The sequence below is a fragment of the Streptomyces iakyrus genome, from assembly GCF_000717055.1.
In the GTDB taxonomy this organism is placed as follows: Bacteria; Actinomycetota; Actinomycetes; order Streptomycetales; family Streptomycetaceae; genus Streptomyces; species Streptomyces iakyrus.
Window position 1 is genome coordinate 142,744 of the sequence record NZ_JNXI01000012.1, and the last position, 19,650, is coordinate 162,393.

General features: G+C 72.1%; 19 protein-coding genes and 1 riboswitch. Of the genes, 12 read left to right on the top strand and 7 right to left on the bottom strand.

From position 1 onward, the window contains the following. Positions 1 to 711 carry a DUF5995 family protein gene (locus OO68_RS19560; protein WP_033309692.1) on the bottom strand — a complete coding sequence of 237 codons (711 nt, stop codon included), beginning with the start codon at positions 709 to 711 and terminating at the stop codon, positions 1 to 3. 175 nt (positions 712 to 886) lie between these two features. Between OO68_RS19560 and OO68_RS19565 the strand changes: the two genes are divergently transcribed. Continuing rightward, complete coding sequence (locus OO68_RS19565; RefSeq protein WP_033309693.1) at positions 887 to 2,020, top strand: glycoside hydrolase family 6 protein; 1,134 nt, start codon at positions 887 to 889, stop codon at positions 2,018 to 2,020. On the opposite strand, the gene OO68_RS19570 is transcribed toward OO68_RS19565, so the two are convergent. Next, positions 1,999 to 3,378 carry a uracil-xanthine permease family protein gene (locus OO68_RS19570; protein WP_033309694.1) on the bottom strand — a complete coding sequence of 460 codons (1,380 nt, stop codon included), beginning with the start codon at positions 3,376 to 3,378 and terminating at the stop codon, positions 1,999 to 2,001. The two genes, OO68_RS19565 and OO68_RS19570, sit on opposite strands and share 22 nt — an antisense overlap. Before the next feature lie 140 nt (positions 3,379 to 3,518). On the opposite strand from OO68_RS19570, the gene OO68_RS19575 reads away from it, so the two are divergent. Next, positions 3,519 to 4,007 carry an NUDIX hydrolase gene (locus tag OO68_RS19575; protein ID WP_033309755.1) on the top strand — a complete coding sequence of 163 codons (489 nt, stop codon included), beginning with the start codon at positions 3,519 to 3,521 and terminating at the stop codon, positions 4,005 to 4,007. A gap of 58 nt (positions 4,008 to 4,065) precedes the next feature. On the opposite strand, the gene OO68_RS19580 is transcribed toward OO68_RS19575, so the two are convergent. Further along, the gene (locus OO68_RS19580; RefSeq protein ID WP_033309695.1) at positions 4,066 to 5,271 is read right to left on the bottom strand and encodes an MFS transporter; all 1,206 of its coding nucleotides are present in this window, start codon (positions 5,269 to 5,271) and stop codon (positions 4,066 to 4,068) included. 135 nt (positions 5,272 to 5,406) lie between these two features. Here OO68_RS19580 and OO68_RS19585 point away from each other — a divergent pair, with 135 nt between their 5' ends. Next, positions 5,407 to 6,819 (top strand): ROK family transcriptional regulator, encoded by a 1,413-nt coding sequence (locus OO68_RS19585; RefSeq protein ID WP_033309696.1) that lies wholly within the window; start codon positions 5,407 to 5,409, stop codon positions 6,817 to 6,819. A 52-nt stretch (positions 6,820 to 6,871) separates the two neighbouring features. On the opposite strand, the gene OO68_RS19590 is transcribed toward OO68_RS19585, so the two are convergent. Then, entirely contained in the window at positions 6,872 to 7,648 is a 777-nt protein-coding gene (locus tag OO68_RS19590; RefSeq protein ID WP_033309697.1) for an SDR family oxidoreductase, read from the bottom strand. Between the two features lie 102 nt (positions 7,649 to 7,750). Beyond that, positions 7,751 to 8,638, bottom strand: coding sequence for an RNA polymerase sigma-70 factor (locus OO68_RS19595; protein ID WP_033309698.1), 888 nt, complete (start codon positions 8,636 to 8,638; stop codon positions 7,751 to 7,753). A gap of 306 nt (positions 8,639 to 8,944) precedes the next feature. Then, a riboswitch (FMN riboswitch) is annotated at positions 8,945 to 9,075 on the top strand. A 143-nt stretch (positions 9,076 to 9,218) separates the two neighbouring features. On the opposite strand from OO68_RS19595, the gene OO68_RS19600 reads away from it, so the two are divergent. From OO68_RS19600 to OO68_RS19640, 9 genes are all read left to right on the top strand, one after another. Next, positions 9,219 to 9,827 carry a riboflavin synthase gene (locus OO68_RS19600; RefSeq protein ID WP_033309699.1) on the top strand — a complete coding sequence of 203 codons (609 nt, stop codon included), beginning with the start codon at positions 9,219 to 9,221 and terminating at the stop codon, positions 9,825 to 9,827. Next, positions 9,824 to 10,465 carry a nicotinamide mononucleotide transporter family protein gene (locus tag OO68_RS19605; RefSeq protein ID WP_033309700.1) on the top strand — a complete coding sequence of 214 codons (642 nt, stop codon included), beginning with the start codon at positions 9,824 to 9,826 and terminating at the stop codon, positions 10,463 to 10,465. The genes OO68_RS19600 and OO68_RS19605 overlap by 4 nt, the downstream gene beginning before the upstream one ends. After that, on the top strand, positions 10,462 to 11,751 hold the full coding sequence (locus OO68_RS19610) for a bifunctional 3,4-dihydroxy-2-butanone-4-phosphate synthase/GTP cyclohydrolase II (RefSeq protein ID WP_033309701.1): 1,290 nt from the start codon (positions 10,462 to 10,464) through the stop codon (positions 11,749 to 11,751). Before OO68_RS19605 ends, OO68_RS19610 begins: the two co-directional genes overlap by 4 nt. A 20-nt stretch (positions 11,752 to 11,771) precedes the next feature. Further along, complete coding sequence (gene ribH / locus OO68_RS19615; RefSeq protein WP_030038615.1) at positions 11,772 to 12,257, top strand: 6,7-dimethyl-8-ribityllumazine synthase; 486 nt, start codon at positions 11,772 to 11,774, stop codon at positions 12,255 to 12,257. A gap of 34 nt (positions 12,258 to 12,291) precedes the next feature. After that, positions 12,292 to 12,564 carry a phosphoribosyl-ATP diphosphatase gene (locus OO68_RS19620; RefSeq protein ID WP_003988914.1) on the top strand — a complete coding sequence of 91 codons (273 nt, stop codon included), beginning with the start codon at positions 12,292 to 12,294 and terminating at the stop codon, positions 12,562 to 12,564. 45 nt (positions 12,565 to 12,609) lie between these two features. Further along, entirely contained in the window at positions 12,610 to 13,458 is an 849-nt protein-coding gene (hisG, locus tag OO68_RS19625) for an ATP phosphoribosyltransferase (protein ID WP_033309702.1), read from the top strand. 14 nt (positions 13,459 to 13,472) lie between these two features. Further along, entirely contained in the window at positions 13,473 to 13,928 is a 456-nt protein-coding gene (locus OO68_RS19630; RefSeq protein WP_033309703.1) for a PH domain-containing protein, read from the top strand. Between the two features lie 245 nt (positions 13,929 to 14,173). Next, positions 14,174 to 15,508: a hemolysin family protein gene (locus OO68_RS19635; RefSeq protein WP_033309704.1), complete on the top strand. Its 1,335-nt coding sequence runs from the start codon at positions 14,174 to 14,176 to the stop codon at positions 15,506 to 15,508. Continuing rightward, positions 15,505 to 16,581 carry a hemolysin family protein gene (locus OO68_RS19640; protein ID WP_033309705.1) on the top strand — a complete coding sequence of 359 codons (1,077 nt, stop codon included), beginning with the start codon at positions 15,505 to 15,507 and terminating at the stop codon, positions 16,579 to 16,581. The genes OO68_RS19635 and OO68_RS19640 overlap by 4 nt, the downstream gene beginning before the upstream one ends. 117 nt (positions 16,582 to 16,698) lie before the next feature. Here the strand turns inward: OO68_RS19640 and OO68_RS19645 are convergent, their stop codons facing one another. Both OO68_RS19645 and OO68_RS19650 read right to left on the bottom strand, forming a co-directional pair. Then, positions 16,699 to 18,558 carry an AAA family ATPase gene (locus tag OO68_RS19645; protein ID WP_033309706.1) on the bottom strand — a complete coding sequence of 620 codons (1,860 nt, stop codon included), beginning with the start codon at positions 18,556 to 18,558 and terminating at the stop codon, positions 16,699 to 16,701. Positions 18,559 to 18,990: 432 nt separating this feature from the next. Then, the gene (locus tag OO68_RS19650) at positions 18,991 to 19,647 is read right to left on the bottom strand and encodes a uridine kinase family protein (protein WP_033309756.1); all 657 of its coding nucleotides are present in this window, start codon (positions 19,645 to 19,647) and stop codon (positions 18,991 to 18,993) included. Between the last annotated feature and the right edge of the window lie 3 nt (positions 19,648 to 19,650).

Here is a 19,650-nt window from a genome sequence, read left to right on the forward strand (position 1 = left end):
CTAGCGGCACCCGGGCTCGGCCAGGGGCGTGAGCAGCATGCGCCCCGCGAAGCCGACCGCCGTGTCCAGGCGCTCCGTGAACTCGTCGGCCACATCGGGGAGTTCACGCAGCGCCCACAGGGCCCGGGCCGCCGTCCACGCGGCGTCCCGGGCGCGGTCCAGGCTCCAGGAGCCGATCAGGTGGGTCAGCGGGTCGGCGATCCGGAACAGGTCGGGGCCCGGCATCAGATCGTCGCGGATGCGCTCCTCCAGCGAGACGAGGAGATCGCCCACCATGTCGAACTCGTCCTCCAGCTCGACGGGAGCGCAGCCGAGCGTACGGCAGCTGTCCACCACGGCCAGCGCGAGATCGTGCCCGATGTGCGCGTTGATGCCCGCCAGCGCGAACTGCACCGGACGTACCCCGGGATGGCGGCGCAACTGGAACAGCGGCCGCCAGCAGGCCGGCGGGCACCGCTCGTCCGCCACCGCCCCGACGGCCGCCAGGTACCGCTGCGCGAACCGTACGTCCAGGGTGATCGCGGCGTGGGCGTCCGCGAACCGCCCGGTGTCGACGTACCGGTCCACCGCCTCCGTCACGGCGAGGTAGACGCGGTTGAACACCGCCACTCCGTCCCGCGGGTGCAGGGCCGCGTCGAGCGCGCGCATACGGGAGATGACGGCGTCGACCGGAGTGTCCACGGCTGGGGGGAGTTGTTCGCATCGCGGCATGCGGGCAGAGTCGCAGCTCTAGGCTGGCGGGAGCACCGGCGGGCCCGGCGCTTCCCCGAAACGGGGGAACAGTGCCCGCCGCAGGGGGAGGGGGAGCACCACCGTGGCAGGCTCGCGTGCCCAGCGCCTGGCCGCCCGCAGGGCGGTGCGCAGGCGTGCCGCCCGGCGTGGCGCGATGGTCGTGGCGGCCTCGCTCGTCGTCGTGGCCGGCGCGGTCGCGGGGGCCCTCGCCGCGTTCGACGACGGCGGACGGGCCTCCGACGAGGCCGGTCCTCCCGAGGTGTCGGCCTCACCCCGGCCGGCGCCGCTGCCGGCGGTGCCGACGCGGTCCGCACCGGCCACCACCGCGTCCGCCCCGCTCTCGCCGTCCCCGTCCGCGCGCCGGACGACAACTCCCACGCCCTCGAAGCCGGCGAAGAAGCGGGAGCACCGCACAGCCGTTGCCGGACGGCTCTACCGCCACCCCGACTCCCAGGTCCTGGAGTGGGTCCGCTCCCACTCCCGCGACCCCCGCCACGCGGTCATCGCCTCCCGTATCGCCGAGCAGCCCGCGGCCGTCTGGTTCGCCGACTACGCCCCGGACACCGTCACCGCCCGGGTCGCCGCCGTGACCTCGGGCGGGGCCGCGCTGGGCCGGGTGCCCGTCGTCGTGCCGTACACGATCCCCGGCCGGGACTGCGGCGGCCACTCCCAGGGCGGGGCGCCCGGCCTCGACGCCTACGACGCCTGGATCGACCGGTTCGCGGCCGGGCTGGGCTCGGACGAGGTCATCGTCGTCCTGGAGCCCGACTCCGTCGCCCAGGCCGAGTGCCTCTCCGCCGGTGAACGCGCGGACCGCTTCGCCTCGCTGGCCCGGGCCGGCCGGGTCCTGAAGGGCGCCAACCCCCGCGCCCGGGTCTACTACGACGCGGGGCACTCGGGCTGGAACGCGCCCGGCAAGCAGGCGGCCTGGCTCAGACAGGCCGGTGCCGCCTCACCCGAGTCCTCCGACGGCATCTTCAGCAACGTCTCCAACTTCCACACCACCGCCGACGAGGTCGCCTACGACCGGCGGGTCCTCGACGTGCTCGGCGGACCGGCGGGCCTCGGCGCCGTCATCGACACCAGCCGCAACGGCAACGGCGCCCCGGCCGACGGCGAGTGGTGCGACCCGGCGGGCCGCAAACTGGGCAGGACCCCGACCCTGAACACGGGCGAGGCCCGGATCGACGCCTACCTGTGGGTGAAGCTGCCGGGGGAGTCGGACGGCTGCAAGGGCAGACCGGGGACGTTCACGGCCTCGTACGCCTACGACTTGGCGTCGTCGTAGGAGGAGGTGCCCTCGTCCAGCAAGGGCGCCTGCGTCTTCAGGTGGGCCGGGGCGAAGGCCCGCAGGGCGTGGTAGCCGGTGATGACGACGATGGTGCCGAGCGCGATGCCGCTCAGCGAGAACGTGTCCGAGAACTTCAGGGAGACGTTGCCGACCCCGATGATGATGCCCGCGGCGGCCGGGACCAGGTTCAGAGGATTGCGCAGATCCACCTTGGCGTTGATCCAGATCTGCGCCCCGAGCAGGCCGATCATGCCGTACAGGATGACGGTGATGCCGCCGAGCACACCGCCCGGGATCGCCGCCACCACCGCGCCGAACTTCGGGCAGACGCCGAACAGCAGGGCGAAACCGGCGGCGGCCCAGTAGGCGGCCGTCGAGTACACGCGGGTCGCGGCCATCACGCCGATGTTCTCGGAGTACGTCGTGTTGGGCGGGCCGCCGACCGCGGTGGACAGCATCGAGCCGACGCCGTCGGCCGCGATCGCCGTGCCGAGCTTGTCGTCCAGCGAGTCGCCGGTCATCTCGCCGACCGCCTTCACGTGCCCGGCGTTCTCCGCGACCAGCGCGATGACGACCGGCAGGGCGACCAGGACCGCCGACCACTCGAATGACGGGGCGTGCAGTGTGGGCAGCCCGATCCAGTCGGCCTTGCCCACGCCGGAGAGGTCGAGCCGCCAGTGGTCGGTCAGTTCGCCGCTCGCGTCCACGGAGTGGATCTTGCCGAAGACCAGGTCGAAGACCCAGGAGATGCCGTACCCGAAGACCAGCCCCAGGAAGATCGCGATCCGGGACCAGAAGCCGCGCAGGCAGACGACCGCCAGACCGGTGAACAGCATCACCAGCAGGGCCGTCCACTGGTCCTGCGGCCAGTACGTCGAGGCCGTCACCGGCGCCAGGTTGAAGCCGATCAGCATCACCACCGCGCCGGTCACGATGGGCGGCATGGTGGCGTGGATGATCCGCGCCCCGAAGCGCCGCACGGCCAGCCCCACCAGGAACAGCGCGCCCCCGACGACGAACACCGCGCCGGTGACGGTCGCGCTGCTGCCGCCCTGTGCGCGGATCACCGCCGCCACACCGACGAAGGAGAGCGAGCATCCCAGGTAGCTGGGCACGCTGCCGCGGGTGGCGAGCAGGAACACGACGGTCGCGACGCCCGACATCATGATCGCGAGGTTCGGGTCCAGACCCATCAGGACCGGCGCCACGAAGGACGCCCCGAACATCGCCACGACGTGCTGGGCACCGAGCCCGGCCGTACGGGGCCAGGAGAGCCGCTCGTCGGGGCGGACCACCGCGCCGGGCGCCGGGGTGCGTCCGTCGCCGTGCAGTTTCCAGCGGACGCCGAGATCCATCGGGTGTCGCTTTCGTCGTGGGGCTGTTTATGTCCGGACCATTGTCAGGGATGGCCGGAAGTGCTCCGCACACGTCAGTGCCGACCTGGGCGCCCCTCGGTGGGCGGTCGCCGGCGTGGTTCTACCCTGACGAGGTGGTGATGCCGGAGGGAAGGCTGGTGCCGCGCCCGAGCGCGCGCGTGGTGCTGCTGGACGACGCCGATCGGCTGTTGCTGTTCTCGGCCAGGAACAAGGACGACGGTTCCGTCCGCTGGTTCACCCCTGGAGGCGGACTAGCCCCGGGCGAGAGCCATGAACAGGCAGCCCTGCGGGAGTTGCGGGAGGAAACCGGGCTGACGCACGTCTCGCTGGGGCCGGAGATATGGCGAGGGCGTCCGTGGACAACGGTCCGGGGCGGCGTGGCCTACGAGGTCCGCCAGCGCTACTACATGGCCCGGGTGCATGCGTTCGAGGTCGACACCTCGGCATTCGAGGAGATCGAGAAGGCAGCGATCACAGGGCACCGCTGGTGGACCGCGGCGGAACTGGTCACGACCTCGGATGTGCTGAGGCCGACCGAGCTGCCGGAGCTGCTGCCGCGCTTGTTGAGGGACGGCCCACCCGACTCTCCGATCATGGTGAACGGCTGAGCGTCGCCGGGTGCGGGCGTTGGGCGCGCCCGGTGCTGTTCCAGGCCGTGCAGCGGCTTCAGGGCCGCCGGTCGGGAACCACCGCGTCCCGTCGGCCGATCTTCGTCCGCTCGCCGGGGCGGAGCACACCGGCGAACGCCACCAGGCCGCACGACAGCACCGTCACCAGGCAGAACGACACCATCAGACTGGTCGCCTGCGCCAGCATGCCGATCGCGCTCGGCGCGATCAGCCCCGAGGTGTAGGTGATGGTCGCGACGCCCGCGATCGCCAGGCTCGGGTTGGATCCGCTGCGGCCGGCCGCAGCGAAGCACAGCGGCACGACGACGGCGATGCCCAGGCCCATCAGCGCGAACCCGCTCATGGCCACCGCCGGATGGTCCGCGACGACGATCAGCAGCCCGCCGAGGACGGCGAACACACCGCTCGCCCGCACCGTCCGCACGGCACCGAAGCGGTCGACGATCCGGTCACCGGCGAGCCGGGCGACGGCCATCGTGAGCGTGAAGCCCGTCGTGCAGGCCGCGGCGAGACCGGCCGAGGTCTCCAGCTGCTCACGCAGGTAGACCGCCGACCAGTCCAGGCTCGCGCCCTCCGCGAACACCGCGCAGAACCCGATCGCGCCGATGAGCAGTGCCGAGCGGGGCGGCAGCGCGAAGCGCGGCGGCGGCTCCTCGTCCTCGGCGGGCTGAAGGTCGAGCACCCACTGGCAGGACGCCACGCCGACGACGGTGAGGACCGCGGCGGCCAGGATGTGGTGCAGCCGGGCGTCCGAGCCGAGGTGTGCGGCGAGGGTGCCGGCCGCCGAGCCGACCAGGGCACCGGCGCTCCACATGCCGTGCAGCCCGGACATGATCGACCGGCCGAGGCGGTTCTCGACCTCGACCCCCAGCGCGTTCATCGCCACGTCCGCCATGCCCGCCGTCGCGCCGTACGTGAACAGGGCCAGGCACAGCGTCAGAAGGTTCGGGGCGAGCGACGGCAGGACCAGTGACAGCGTCCACAGGGCGATCAGTCCGCGCAGGGCGTTGCGCGCGCCGAAGCGGTGACTGATGCTGCCGGCCAGGGGCATCGCCACGGACGCGCCGAGCGCGGGGAAGGCGAGGGCGATCCCCAACTGGCCCGCGCTCACGCCCGCGTGGTCCTGGATCCACGGCACACGGGTCGCGAACGAGCCGGTCACGGCGCCGTGCACGGCGAAGACGGCGGCCACGGCGTACCGGGACCGCTTCACCTCGCGCTGTTCGTCGGCCACCTTGCCCATTCTGCGGTCCCCCTCCAGGTCTCTGCCGTGCTCGTGTCTGGTGCGGGCGTAAACTATCAGGAACCCTGCCTGATAATAAGAGGGTCTCCCGGCGGGCCCCGGTGAACGGCTCCGCCGATCTGGAAGGATCCCGGCATGCCCGCATCCCCGAGCACCGCCCGGGCCATCAACGACCGGCTCGCCCTGCGTCTGCTCCAGCAGGAAGGCCCGTTGACGGCAGGGCAGTTGAAGCAGCTGACCGGTCTGTCCCGGCCGACCGTCGCCGACCTCGTCGAACGCCTCACCGCCGCCGGACTCATCGCGGTGGTCGGCGAGGCGGGGGAGCAGCGGCGCGGCCCCAACGCGAAGGTGTACGGCATCGTCGCCGACCGGGCCCACCTGGCCGCCCTCGACGTCCGTACCGAAGGCGTCGCCGTGGCCGTCGCGGACCTGGTGGGGCGGGTGCTGGCCGAGGCCTCGGTGCCGATCGGCGGAGACACCGGAACGGGTCCCGCCGTGGAACAGGCGGTCACGCTGGTCGAGCGCGTGGCGAAGGAGGCCGGTGCCGACCGCCTGCACACCGTGGGGATCGGGGCGCCCGGTCTGATCGACCCGTCCAGCGGCGAACTGCGCGACTCCACCGGGCTGCCAAAGTGGCACCGCCGGCTCGTCGCCACCCTCCAGGATCGGCTGCCCGAGGCCCGCGTCAGCGTCGAGAACGAGACCAACCTCGCGGCGCTGGCCGAGCAGCGCGACGGGGCGGCCCGGGACCGGGACACGTTCGTCCTGCTGTGGCTGGGCCATGGAACGGGGGCGGCCGTGGTCCTCGACGGCGCCCTGCGGCGCGGCGCCTCCGGCGGCACGGGAGAGATCGGCTTCCTGCCGGTCCCGGGTACGAGCGCGCTGCCGACCTCGACGGACTGCGAGGGCGGCTTCCATTCCCTGGCCTCCGCTGCCGCGGTCGTGGACCTCGCGGTGGCGTGCGGGGTTCCGGTGGTGGCGGGACAGGAGCCCTCCGTGGTGGGGGTGGTGCGTGCTGCCGCCGCGGTGATGAGGGAGGCGGTGGGCCGGGCACCGAGCGCGGTGGTCCCGTCGGGCCGGGTGCCGGAGGCGGCGCCGGGCGCGGCCACGTCGGACCGGGTGTCGGGGGTGGTGGCGGGGGCGGTCTCGCCGGACCGGGTGTCGGGGGTGGTGCCGGGCGCGGTCCCGCCGGATCGGATGCCGGAGGGGGCGGTCGGCGCGGTCCCGCCGGCAGGTCCCGCCCCCGCCGCCCGTTTCCTCGACGCCCTCGCCGACCGTATCGCCGTCGGCGTCGCCTCGGTCGTGGCCATCCTGGACCCCGGATGCGTGGTCCTCGGCGGGGAGGTCGGGCAGGCCGGCGGCGCCGTCCTCGCCACGCGGGTGCAGGACCGGATCGCCCGGATGACGCCACTGCCCACGGAGGTGCGCGCCACCTCCCTGGGCGGTGGCGCGGTCCTGCGCGGCGCGCTGCTGACGGCCAGGGACCGCGCTCAGGAGGAACTCTTCGCGCCCGGAGGGCCCCCGCCCCGGCCTTCCCCGGGCCGATAGGCAGTCAGGCCCGGGACCGTCCCCTCCGTCCTTCCCCCTCCGTCCTCCCCCCTCAGACCCCGGACGGCCCGTTACCCGCCTGGACCTGGCCGCCCTCGAACCGCCTCTCCAAGTGCTCCTCGAACGATCCCTCACCCACCGCCCGTCGCGGCGTCAAGTGGCCCCCGCTCCGGAAGCCCCGGTACGCCGCTCCCCACAGCGGTACGTTCACCACCGCTCGCCGACGGCCCGACGCCTTCAGATACGCACGGGCGAAGGACTCCAGCGGCCGTACCTCCGGCCCGCCCATGTCCTCGACCCGCCCCGCCGGCGCGGCCGCCGCCAGCTCGACCAGCCGGTCCGCGACTTCGGCCACCTCCACCGGCTGGTCCCGCACCCCCGCCGGGAGGAACATCACGGGCAGCTTCGACAGCCCCTGGAACATCATGATCAGAAGATCGTGGAACTGCGTCGCCCGCAGTACGGTCCAGCCGAGCCCCGACTCCTCGATCAGCCTCTCCACCGCGAGCTTGCTCCGGTAGTACGGGAACGGCACCTCGTCGACACCCACGATCGACACGTAGACGAGATGCCGCACGCCCGCACCGCGCGCCGCCCTGATCAGGTTCTGAGCCGCCTGCTCGTCCCCCTTCTGTGCCGTCGCGCAGTGCACGATCGTGTCCACACCGGCGACGGCCGTGTCCAGTCCGGCTCCGCCCGCCCGTAGATCCACCGCGTACGGCTCGCTGTGCCGGCTGAGCACCCGCACCTCGTGGCCGCTCGCGCGCAACCGCTCGGCGACGAGCCGCCCCAGCGTTCCGGTGCCGCCGGTCACCAGGATCCTGGTCATGCTGTTCAGCCCCTTCGGACGCCGGGCGCTCCCGGATGGAGCGCCCCTCTCCGACTGAGACCGAACAACCCCCGCCGAATGTGACAAGCGCGCCCCGCGGTTTTACGGCCGGGTGAGCTGACGCCGTGCGAACGCCAGCTTCTCCGGGTTGACCACGGCACGCACACCCGTCACCAGCCCGTCGCGCACCTCGATCACCGACAGTCCGACGAGCGTGTCGCCCGCCCAGCTCGCCAGCCCCAGCGCCCCGTTGACCTCGGTCGGCACGAAGTCCAGGCCCCGCGCGAACTTCGGCCCGCCGCCCGCCAGGAAGCGGGCGATCCCGGGTCCGCCCTCGATGGGCCACCGCGCCGCGGTGACCTTTCCGCCACCGTCGCTCCACCAGGTCGCGTCGGCCGCGAGCAGCTTCTCCAGCCCGGCCAGGTCCCCGTCACGGGCGGCCGTGATGAACGACGTGACGAGCTCCTTCTGGCGCTCGGGGGCGGGCTCGAACCGGGCCTGCGGTTCGCCCACCCGCCGCACGGCACGCCGGTACAGCTGACGGCAGTTGGCCTCGCTCAGGTCCAGCACCCCGGCGATCTCCCGGTGCCCGTAGCCGAACGCCTCCCGCAGCACGTACACGGCCCGTTCGGTCGGCGTCAGCCGCTCCAGCAGCACCAGCATCGCCATCGACACGGCGTCCCGCTGCTCCGCGGACTCCAGCGGGCCGAGCGTGCCGTCCGAGGTGACCACGGGCTCGGGCAGCCAGGTCCCGACGTACCGCTCGCGCCGGGCCCGCGCGGAGGTGAGCCGATTCAGGCAGAGGTTGGTGACGACCTTGGCCAGCCAGGCCGCCGGGTGCTCGATCTCCGCCCGCTCGGCGCCGCGGTAGCGCAGGTAGGCGTCCTGGACCGCGTCCTCGGCCTCCTCGGCGGAGCCCAGCAACCGGTAGGCGAGCGAGAACAGCCGGGGCCGGTGGACTTCGAACTCCTCGGCGGTGGTCGTGGTCATACGCCTCACCCTGCCAGAGAGCCGCACGCCGGGCGTGGGAAGGCCCGACGGCGGGCAAGGGCCGTCGTCACCGCCGCCGGGCCGGTCAGTGGTGGGTTGAGCCGACCCTGGCGATGACCCTAGAAAGGACTAGACCACATCGTCAATAGGTGTGTACCAATGCGAAATCCCAAGAGGTCGGCCGGCCGCGCGAGTTGGGGTGCCGGTCGCGCTCGGGAAGGGGTGCGACGCGGCCTGTGAGGCAGCCCACACGCGGGGCCTCTCTGAACCGCGATCAGGCGTGGCACACTGGCCCTGTACCAGTAGCAGCGCACTCCGGGGTCGGTGAAAGTCCGAACCGGCGGTTACAGTCCGCGACCCGGTCGCCTCCAGCGGCCGGTTGACCAGGTGAAATTCCTGGACCGACGGTTAAAGTCCGGATGGGAGGCAGTGCGCGGCGAGCGGGCATTCGTGCGCGCCGCCGAGAAGTCCGTCCCCGTGGCGGACTTCGTCCGGCGTCGTCCCCGGTGTCCCTGCTCGTACTTCTGTCGTCATCGACAGCCCCGGAGTCCGTGCCCGAAGAGGCAGGAGGACCCGGGAAGTGTTCACCGGAATCGTCGAAGAACTGGGCGAGGTCACCGCCGTCGAGACCCTCGACGACGCCTGTCGCTTCCGCCTGCGAGGCCCGGTCGTCACCGAAGGCGCCAAGCACGGTGATTCGATCGCCGTGAACGGCGTCTGCCTCACGGTCGTCGACCACGAAGGCGACGAATTCACCGCCGACGTCATGGCCGAGACGCTGAACCGCTCCAGCCTCGGCGCCCTCAAGGCAGGATCCCGGGTCAACCTAGAACGCCCCATGGCCGTCGGCGAACGCCTCGGCGGGCACATCGTGCAGGGCCACGTGGACGGCACCGGCGAGATCCTGGAGCGCAAGCCCTCGGAGAACTGGGAGATCGTGAAGATCTCCCTGCCCGCCGACCTCACCCGCTACGTGGTCGAGAAGGGCTCCATCACCGTCGACGGCATCAGCCTCACGGTCGTCGACGCAGGCCCCGATTACTTCACGGTCAGCCTCATCCCCACCACCCTCGATCTGACCACGCTCGGCCACAAGCAGCCCGGCGACCCGGTCAACCTCGAAGTGGACGTCATCGCCAAGTACGTCGAGCGGATGCTGGGCGACCGCGCGCAGGGGGCGACCCGGTGAACTCGCTGAACTCCGAGGCGTTCGTCCTCTTCGGCCAGCACATCCTCTGGTCCGACATGGTCGGCAACCTCTTCGGCCTGGCCGCCCTCGCCCTCGGCTGGCGGCGCTCCATCTGGACCTGGCCCGTGCAGTTCCTGGCCGGCCTCATCCTCTTCGGTGCCTTCTTCGGCCACCTCACCGGCAGCGCGGGCAAGCAGGCGGTCGTGATGATCGTCGCCCTCTACGGCTGGTGGCAGTGGCAGCGCGGCAAGGAGCAGGGAGGCGACGGCCATATCGCCGTCCGGTTCGCCACCTGGCGCGAGCGCGCGGCCATGGCCGCGGCGGCCGCCGTCGGCACGGTCGCGGTGGCGCTGCTGTTCAAGACGTACCCGACCCTCTCCTGGGACCCGTGGCCGGACGCTTACATCTTCGTCGGCACGATCGTCGCCATGTACGCCCAGGCCCGCGGCATGGTCGAGTTCTGGTTCGCCTGGCTGCTCGTCGACCTCGTCGGCGTCCCCCTCAACTTCGCCAACGGCTACGCCTTCTCCGGCTTCGTCTACGTCATCTACGGCGCGCTCGTCCTGTGGGGCCTGCGCGACTGGTGGCTGCGCTCGCGTCAGGCCGCGCGGCCGACCCTGGAAGGAGCGCCGGCATGAGCGCCACAACCGCCCTGTACAGCACCGACGACGTCGAGACGTTCGCCCTCGACCCCGTCGAGCAGGCCATCGCCGACATCGCGGCCGGCCGTCCCGTCGTGGTCGTCGACGACGAGGACCGGGAGAACGAGGGCGACCTCGTCATCGCCGCCGAGAAGGCGACCCCCGAGATCGTCGCCTTCATGATGAGCGAGTGCCGCGGCCTGATCTGCGCCCCCATGGAGGGCGACGAACTGGACCGGCTGAACCTCCCGCAGATGGTCGAGGACAACACCGAGTCGATGAAGACCGCCTTCACGGTCTCCGTCGACGCCTCCGCCGCGCACGGCGTGAGCACCGGCATCTCCGCCTCCGACCGCGCCACCACGCTCCGGCTCCTCGCCGACGGTGTCTCCGGGCCAGACGACTTCGTCCGCCCCGGCCACATCTTCCCGCTGCGCGCCCGGCCCGGTGGGGTCCTCACCCGCAACGGCCACACCGAGGCCGCCGTCGACCTCGCCCGGCTCGCGGGCCTGCGCCCGGCCGGCGCGATCGTCGAGATCGCCGGCGAGGACGGCACCATGCTGCGCCTGCCCGAGCTGATCCCCTTCGCCCGCAAGCACGGCCTGACGATCATCTCCATCGAGGACCTGATCGCCTACCGCCGCAGCAGCGAACCCACCGTCCGCCGCGAGGCCAGGACCCAACTGCCCACCGCCCACGGCACCTTCACCGCACACGGCTACCGCTCCACGGTCGACGGCGTCGAGCACGTCGCCCTGGTGCACGGCGAGATCGGCGACGGCCAGGACGTCCTCGTCCGCGTCCACTCCGAATGCCTCACCGGTGACGTCTTCGGCTCGGCCCGCTGCGACTGCGGCCCCCAGCTGGACGCCTCCCTCGCCCGCATCCAGGAGGAGGGCCGCGGCGTCGTGGTCTACCTGCGCGGACACGAGGGCCGCGGCATCGGCCTGATGTCCAAGCTGCGCGCCTACGAACTCCAGGAACGCGGCCGCGACACCCTCGACGCCAACCTCGAACTCGGCCTGCCCGCCGACGCCCGCGACTACGCCGCCGGCGCGCAGATCCTCGCCGACCTCGGCGTTCGCGGCGTCCGGCTGCTGACCAACAACCCCGACAAGACCGACGCGCTCGTCCGCCACGGCATCGTGGTCAAGGCCCGTGTGCCGATGCCCGTGAACGCCGGCGAGCACAACCTCCGCTACCTGCGCACCAAGCGGGACCGGATGGGCCACGACCTGCCCTGGCTGGACACGACCACCGTGCCGGCCTGCGGCAACCAGTAACAGAGCACTAGAGGAGCAACGTGAGCGGCAAGGGTGCACCGGAGCTGTCCGTACGCAATGTGGGTGACCTCCGGGTCGCCGTCATCGCGGCACAGTGGCACGAGAAGGTGATGGACGGACTGGTGGACGGCGCCCTGCGCGCCCTGCACGACCTGGGCATCGACGAGCCGACGCTGCTCCGGGTTCCCGGCAGCTGGGAGCTCCCGGTAGTCGCCAAGGTCCTCGCGGGCCGCGGCTACGACGCGATCGTCGCCCTCGGCGTCGTCATCCGCGGCGGAACCCCCCACTTCGAGTACGTGTGCCAGGGCGTGACCCAGGGCCTCACCCAGGTCTCCGTCGACACCGGCGTCCCCGTCGGCTTCGGCGTGCTCACCTGCGACACCGAGGAGCAGGCCCTGGACCGCGCCGGCATCGAGGGCTCCAACGAGGACAAGGGGCACGAGGCGGTGACGGCGGCGGTGGCGACCGCGGCCACCCTCCGCTCAGTATCCGAACCCTGGCGCTGACGGAAGCCACCTGTGGCATAGGCTGAGCGTCACCATGTCCAAGAAGACGTTCGAGGAGCTCTTCACCGAGCTCCAGCACAAGGCCGCCCAGGGTGATCCCGCCACTTCCCGCACCGCAGAACTGGTCGAGAAGGGCGTCCACGCCATCGGCAAGAAGGTCGTCGAAGAGGCCGCCGAGGTGTGGATGGCCGCCGAGTACGAGGGCAAGGAAGCCGCCGCCGAGGAGATCTCGCAGCTGCTGTACCACGTCCAGGTGATGATGGTCGCCCGCGGCATCTCCCTCGACGACGTCTACGCCCACCTGTAAGCCGCACCCGTCCCCGTACGACTCCACGCAAAGGAAGCCGACCTCATGCTGCGCATCGCCGTCCCCAACAAGGGTTCCCTGTCCGGCCCTGCGGCGGAGATGCTGCATGAGGCCGGCTACCAGCAGCGCCGGGAGTCCAAGGAACTGCGGATCGTCGACCCGGTCAACGAGGTCGAGTTCTTCTACCTCCGCCCCCGCGACATCGCGATCTACGTCGCCTCCGGGCAGCTGGACATCGGCCTCACCGGCCGGGACCTGCTCATCGACTCCGGTGCCGAAGCCGAGGAGATCCTCGCCCTCGGCTTCGCCCGCTCCACCTTCCACTACGCCGCCAAGCCCGGCACGATCGGCGGCCTGGCCGACCTGTCCGGCAAGACCGTCGCCACCTCCTACGAGGGCATCGTCGCGGCGCACCTCGCCGAGCACGGCATCGACGCCTCCGTCGTCCACCTCGACGGTGCCGTCGAGACGGCCATCCAGCTCGGCGTCGCCCAGGTCATCGCCGACGTCGTCGAGACGGGCACCTCGCTGCGCAACGCGGGCCTGGAGGTCGCCGGCGAGCCGATCATGAAGTCCGAGGCCGTGGTGATCCGCCGCACCGGCGCGGACGCCGACGACGTCAAGGTGCAGCAGTTCCTGCGCCGCCTCCAGGGCGTCCTCGTCGCCCGGACGTACGTGATGATGGACTACGACTGCCGCGTCGAGCAGCTGGAGAAGGCCGTCGCCCTCACGCCCGGCCTGGAGTCCCCGACCGTCTCCCCGCTGCACAACGAGGGATGGGTCGCCGTCCGCGCCATGGTCCCGGCCAAGGAAGCCCAGCGGATCATGGACGACCTGTACGACATTGGCGCCCGGGCCATCCTGACCACGGCCATCCACGCCTGCCGTCTCTGAGGGGCGTACGCGAGATGTCCGATCTGCCCACCCTGCCCGTCACGTTCCGGCCGGGCAGCACCCGCGTGGTGCTGCTCACCGCGGCCGTCGCCATCTTCGTGGTGATCACGGCCGTCGCGATGCTGCTGAAGCAGCTCAGCCCCGGCGAACGCGTCAGCTTCATCTTCACGGCGCTCCTGCTGGACGCCGTGCTGCTGGTCCTGGCGCGTCCCAAGGTCGTCGTCGACGAGGGCGGCGTCACTGTCGTCAATCTCACGAACAAGCGCCGGCTGGAGTGGGCGGAGATCCTCCAGGTGACCCTCCGGCCGGGCGACCCCTGGGTGTTCCTCAACCTCAGCGACGGCACCAGCCTGCCTGCTCTGGGCATCCAGCCGGGCCTGGCCAAGCAGCGTGCGATCGCCGACGCCCGGGCGCTGCGGGCGCTCGTCGAGGCCCGTTCCACAGCCGGCCCCGACCGGCACCAGAGCTGACTCGCGGGATCCTCCGGGCGGCCGCCACTGCCGAACCGGGCCATGTCTTGATTAATCTGTTGGCGGAGGCGTGAAGGATGCGCCTCCGCTTCTGTCGCCCCGACCGGTGCGCAGAGGCTCCTGCTAACCGAGGAGTGACCCCCTCCGGCGATGGACGGATCGTCCTGCAGTACCTGCGCCGCCCCCTGCCGACATAGCGCGGACCTCGTGGCCGAGGTTCGCGACCGTGCGGAGGCGGCGGCACCATGACCACCCCCCTGCTGCTCCTGGCAGCCGCGTTCCTGCTGATTCTCGCCAACGGATTCTTCGTGGCGGCCGAGTTCGGACTCGTGACGGTCGAGCGGGCGGAGGCCGAGAAGGCCGCCGCCGAAGGCGACCGGCGCGCCCTCCGGGTCGTCGCATCACTCAGGGAACTGTCCTTCCAGCTCTCCGGCACCCAGCTCGGCATCACCATCACCTCGCTCGTCGTCGGCATGCTCGCCGAACCGGCGCTCGCCGAGCTGCTGCACGGCCCGTTCACCTCGATCGGCATCCCCCAGGGAGCCGTCTCCGGTGTCACCGTCGTCGTCGGCATGCTGCTGGCCTCCGCCGTGCAGATGGTGATCGGCGAGCTGCTGCCCAAGAACTGGGCGGTGTCCCGGCCGCTGCAGGTCGCGCGTTTCGTCGCGGGCCCGCAGCACGTCTTCGCCCGGCTGTTCCGCCCGGTCATCGCCGGCCTCAACGCCGTCGCCAACCGGCTCGTGCGCGCCCTGGGCATCGAACCCACCGAGGAGCTGGCCTCCGCCCGCACCCCGGGGGAGCTCGTCTCCCTGGCCCGCCACTCGGCCCGGGCCGGCGCCCTGGAGCAGGACACGGCCGACCTGTTCGTGCGGACCCTGTCGCTGGGCGAGCTCACCGCGCAGCACGTGATGACGCCGCGCGTGAAGGTCAGCGCCCTGCAGTCCTCGGCCACCGCCCTGGACGTCGTCAACCTGACCCGCGCCACCGGCCTGTCCCGCTTCCCGGTCTACCGGGAGAAGATCGACGAGGTCGTCGGCATGGCCCACCTCAAGGACGCCCTGGCCGTGCCCGTCCAGGACCGGCTGCGCACCCCCGTCGGGGACATAGCCCGACCGGCGCTGCTCGTCCCCGAGACGCTGCCCGTACGGCCGCTCCTCACCCGCCTGCGCAGCGAGCAGCCCATCGCGGTCGTCGTCGACGAGTACGGCGGCACCGCCGGGGTCGTCACGCTGGAGGACATCGTCGAGGAGATCGTCGGCGAGGTCCGCGACGAGCACGACGGACACGACCTGCCCGAGCTGGCCGCCGCGCCGCCGGACGACGGCAGGCCGGCCTGGGACGTCGACGGCAGCTGCCGGGTCGACGTCCTGCAGCGCATAGGCCTCGACGTGCCCGAGGGCCCGTACGAGACCGTCGCCGGCCTCATCGCCGACCTGCTGGGCCGCATCCCGGCCGTCGGCGACAAGGCGGAACTGCCCGGCTGGCGGCTGGCGGTGCGCCAGGTCGGCCACTACCGCGCGGAACGGGTCCGGCTGGTACGGACCGCCCCGGTGGTCTCCATGGCGGAGGCCGTCCGATGAGCGTGCTCCAACTTCTGTTCGCCGCGCTGCTCGTACTCGCCAACGGCTTCTTCGTCGGCGCCGAGTTCGCGCTGGTCTCCGTACGCCGCAGCCAGATCGAACCGCTCGGCACCGCCCGCGCCCGGCAGGTCCTCTACGGGCTGGAGCGGCTGCCGCAGATGATGGCGGCGGCCCAGTTCGGCATCACCGTCTGCTCCCTCACCCTCGGCGCGGTCGCCGAACCGACGGTCGCCCACCTGCTGGAGCCGGTCTTCGAGTGGATCCACCTGCCGCACGGCATGATCCACCCGCTCACCTACGTCATCGCGCTGGCCGCGGTGGTCTTCTTCCACCTCGTCATCGGCGAGATGGTCCCGAAGAACCTGGCGATGGCGGCGCCGGAAAAGGCCGCGCTGTGGCTCAGCCCCGGCCTGGTCTGGTTCGCGCGCTTCTGCAAGCCCATCACCGCCGCCCTCGGCGCGGTCTCGCAGGGCATCCTGCGGCTCTTCCACGTCGAGCCCAAGGACGAAGTCGAGGCCGTCTTCACCAGCGAGCAGCTCAACCGGCTGGTGGAGGACGCCGGCCAGGCGGGCCTGCTCGACCCCGAGGAGGCCGAACGCCTGGAGGACGCCCTGGAGCTGGGCTCCCGCCCGGTGACGGACGTCCTGCTGAAGCGGGAGTCCCTGGTCACGGTCAGCCCGTCGGTCACGCCCGGGCGCATCGTCGAGCTCACCGCCCGCACGGGCTACTCCCGGTTCCCGGTCGCCGCGGACACCGGCGCGTTCATGGGCTACCTGCACGTCAAGGACGTCCTCGACCTGGAGGACTCGGACCGGGCCGTCCCGCAGCACCTGTGGCGTCCCATGACCACCCTGCGGCCCGAGCTGCCGCTCGACGACGCGCTGACGGTGATGCGACGGGCGGCGACCCATCTGGCCCAGGTGGCGGACGCGTCCGGCAAGGTGCTCGGGCTGGTCGCCCTGGAGGACGTGCTGGAACTGCTGGTGGGGGAGGTGCGGGATCCCGCGCATCGTGAGGTGCGCGAGGTGAAGCTGACCGAGCCGAGGTCCGGTGAAGAGGTGCTGGCGACCTAGCAGTGCAGCTCCTGGCGTCGTGGGGGCCGGTCGCGCAGTTCGACCGGCCTTCACGGCACCCACTCAGGGGCGCGGGGGACTGCGCGACCAGCCCCGACCGGCCCGGGGCCGACGAACTCACCCAGCCGACGGGTCCTGCGGTCCCCGCCCCGACAAGACCTCCCCGTACGCCTGCATCAGATCCGGCAGCCGCAACGTCGCCAGGTCGTCCCTGCTCAACGCCCCGGGACACACCGACAGCCGCAGATCCCGGTACGCGCAGCTCTTCTCGTACAGCGTCCGCAGGAACCGCCCGTTCCCCAGCTCGTCGATCCACCCCTGGTCCACCACGTGCCCCGCGATGGACCGCAGCTCGTCGAGGGACTCGTCGTCCCACAGGTCGCCGTTCTCCGCTGCGAGCACCTTGCCGATCTCGGTGAGTTCGAGTGGCCGGTACGAGGGGAAGTCGACGCGGGTGGTGAACCGGGACGACAGCCCGGGGTTCGCGGCGAGCAGGCGGTCCATGCCCTCCGGGTAGCCGGCCAGGATCACCACGAGGTGGTCGCGGTTGTCCTCTGCGCGCTTCAGCAGCACTTGCAGGGCCTCGTCGCCGTACGCGTCCCCCTTGCCGTAGCCCGAGTTGGACAGCGAGTAGGCCTCGTCGACGAAGAGGACACCGCCGAGGGCCGAGTCGATCAGGTCGTTCGCCTTCACCGCCGTCTGCCCGAGGTACTCGCCGACCAGGTCGGCCCGCTGGGCCTCCACGAGATGGTCGCCGCCGAGCAGCCCGAGAGCGTAGAAGACGCGGCCGAGGATGCGGGCGACGGTGGTCTTGCCGGTGCCGGAGGGGCCGGAGAAGACGAAGTGGCGTTTCGGCGGCTGGACCGGTAGGCCCTGCCCGGCCCGCAGCCGGGCCATGTTCAACTGGGCCGACAGCGCCTTGACCTGGCGCTTCACCGGCTCCAGCCCCACCATGCGCTCCAGCTCGGCGAGCGCCTCCTCCAGTAACGCCGGGTCGGTGGGCCCGGCGGGCAGGGAGGGGACGGGGCCGGTCCGCTCACGCACCGGCGGGCCGGTCACCGGCGGCAGGGGAGCGACCGACAGCTCGGGCTCGGGCAGTCTCAGGTCGCGCCCTTCGATGCCGAAGAGCGGATCGAACCCGTCCGGTCCGTCCACGGCGTCCTGGCCCGCGCCGGTGAGTGTGATCGCCGCGAGGTCCGTGACGTCGTCGTACCCGTCGCCCTCGGCGATGGCGGCGAGCCGGGCGGCGGTGTCCATGAAGGCCGGGTCGACGCGATGCACGGCCCGGTACAGGGGGAGCGCGGCGGCGCTGCGGCCCGTGCCCTCGTGTGCCCGGGCCAGCCAGTAGCGCAGCTCCTTGCGCTGCGGCTGCTCGCTGCGGCAGCGCATCAGCGCGGCGGACAGCAGCGGTTCGGCCTGGCCGTACATCTCCAGGCGGACCCGGGCCATGCCGCCGAACAGGCCGGCCTCGATGCCGAGCATCGGATCGCCGAGCAGCGGATCGGTGTGGCGGACCAGCTGCTCCCAGTCCTTGACCAGGTAGGCGCGGCAGGAGTGCAGGAAGCGGACCTGGGGGTCGGTGTCGACGGGCGGCAGCCCGGCGAGGGCCTGGTCCAGTTCGGGGACGTGGCGGCCGTCCAGCCAGTGGGAGGCGTGCGCGAGCAGCAGATCGCGAGGGCTCTCCAGCACGGGCTGCACCCACCAGCCCAGCCAGTACCAGGAGTTGAGCGTGCGGCGGTAGCGGGAGCGCTGCTCCCCGAAACGGTCCCGGTGCCGGAACATCCGCAGCAGCGCGGTCGTCGTGTCGACGCGCAGCGCGTGCAGCCCCAGCCAGCCGTCGGCCATCCCGGAGTCCATGCGCACGGCGGCGCGGAACTCCTCCTCCGCCTGCGGATACGCGCCCATGGTGTAGGCGTCCACGCCTCGCAGCCAGGCGAGGTCGGCCGGGGCCTGAGGGCCCTGCGTGCCGAAGTCCATCACGTCCCCCACAAAGCGTGCCCCCGTCGGTATGCCAACGAGCCGTCCCCCAGCCGGCGCTGCCCTGCTCGAACCGCTGTGCCACGGACCGGAGTTGCACCGTGCGCGAAGCAACCGTCCGTAGGTCGCGACGAGGGCATCGTACCTGCGGGGGCGGCGCGCCCGTAGGGTGCCGCACAGGCCGTTCGGCGAGGTGGGAGGGGACGCGGCGCACCCGCGCGCGGTGACCCAGGGTGAGCGTCCGGCGCCCCGAGGCGGCCGTGAAACCGGAAGAGGGCAGAACGAAGCCCCCGATCACGGGGGAACAACCGGGGGCTTCGCGTCTGCGGGCGGCTCCGATGCCGCACATTGAGAACGTAAGACCTGTCCGGCCCAGCGGTCAAGCCGAGTTGAAGCACTCCGGCAACTTGCCCCGCAAGTGCCTTCACAAGTTCAGCACACAGCGGGCGGCTCGTCACCGTGCGTGAGGGACTGGTCCGGTCCAACGGTCCCAGCAGGCCCCGCGAGCACCTCGTATCCCTCGTCTCGCTGCCGTACCAGGAGGTCGGCGAACGGCCGCGAGGGATCGTCGGCGAAATGCCGGCACTCCGCCGGAACCCACCGGTCCCAGAACTCCCGCTGTTCCTCGCCGTCACGGGACCTTCCTCGTGCCCAGGCCTCCTCGCGCGGCAGCTCCATCCACAGCAGCAGGGCCAGGTGGTGGCGCAGCGCCCGGCGCCCGGCGCCGACGCCCTCCACGAGGAGCACCGGGGCCGGCGGGAGCGGACGCGGCGGACCGAAGCGGCGGGCCCGCCAGTCGTAGGGGGCGTAGTGCGCGGTCCGGCCGTGGAACAGCGGCTCGATCACCTGCTCCAGCAGCCGGCCGGTCCAGTCGAACAGCGCGTCGTGGCTCGCGATGTCGTCGAGGCGCAGCACCGGCGCACCGCCCAGCGCCGCGGCCAACTGCCCGGCGAACGTGCTCTTTCCGGACCCGGCGTGCCCGTCGACGCCGACGAGCCGGACCGGGCCGCAGGAGGGGGAGAGGCGCCGGATGCGGGCGGCCAGGTCGCGGACGGCGGGGCCCGGTGCGGGGCGGAAGGAGGGATTCATCTC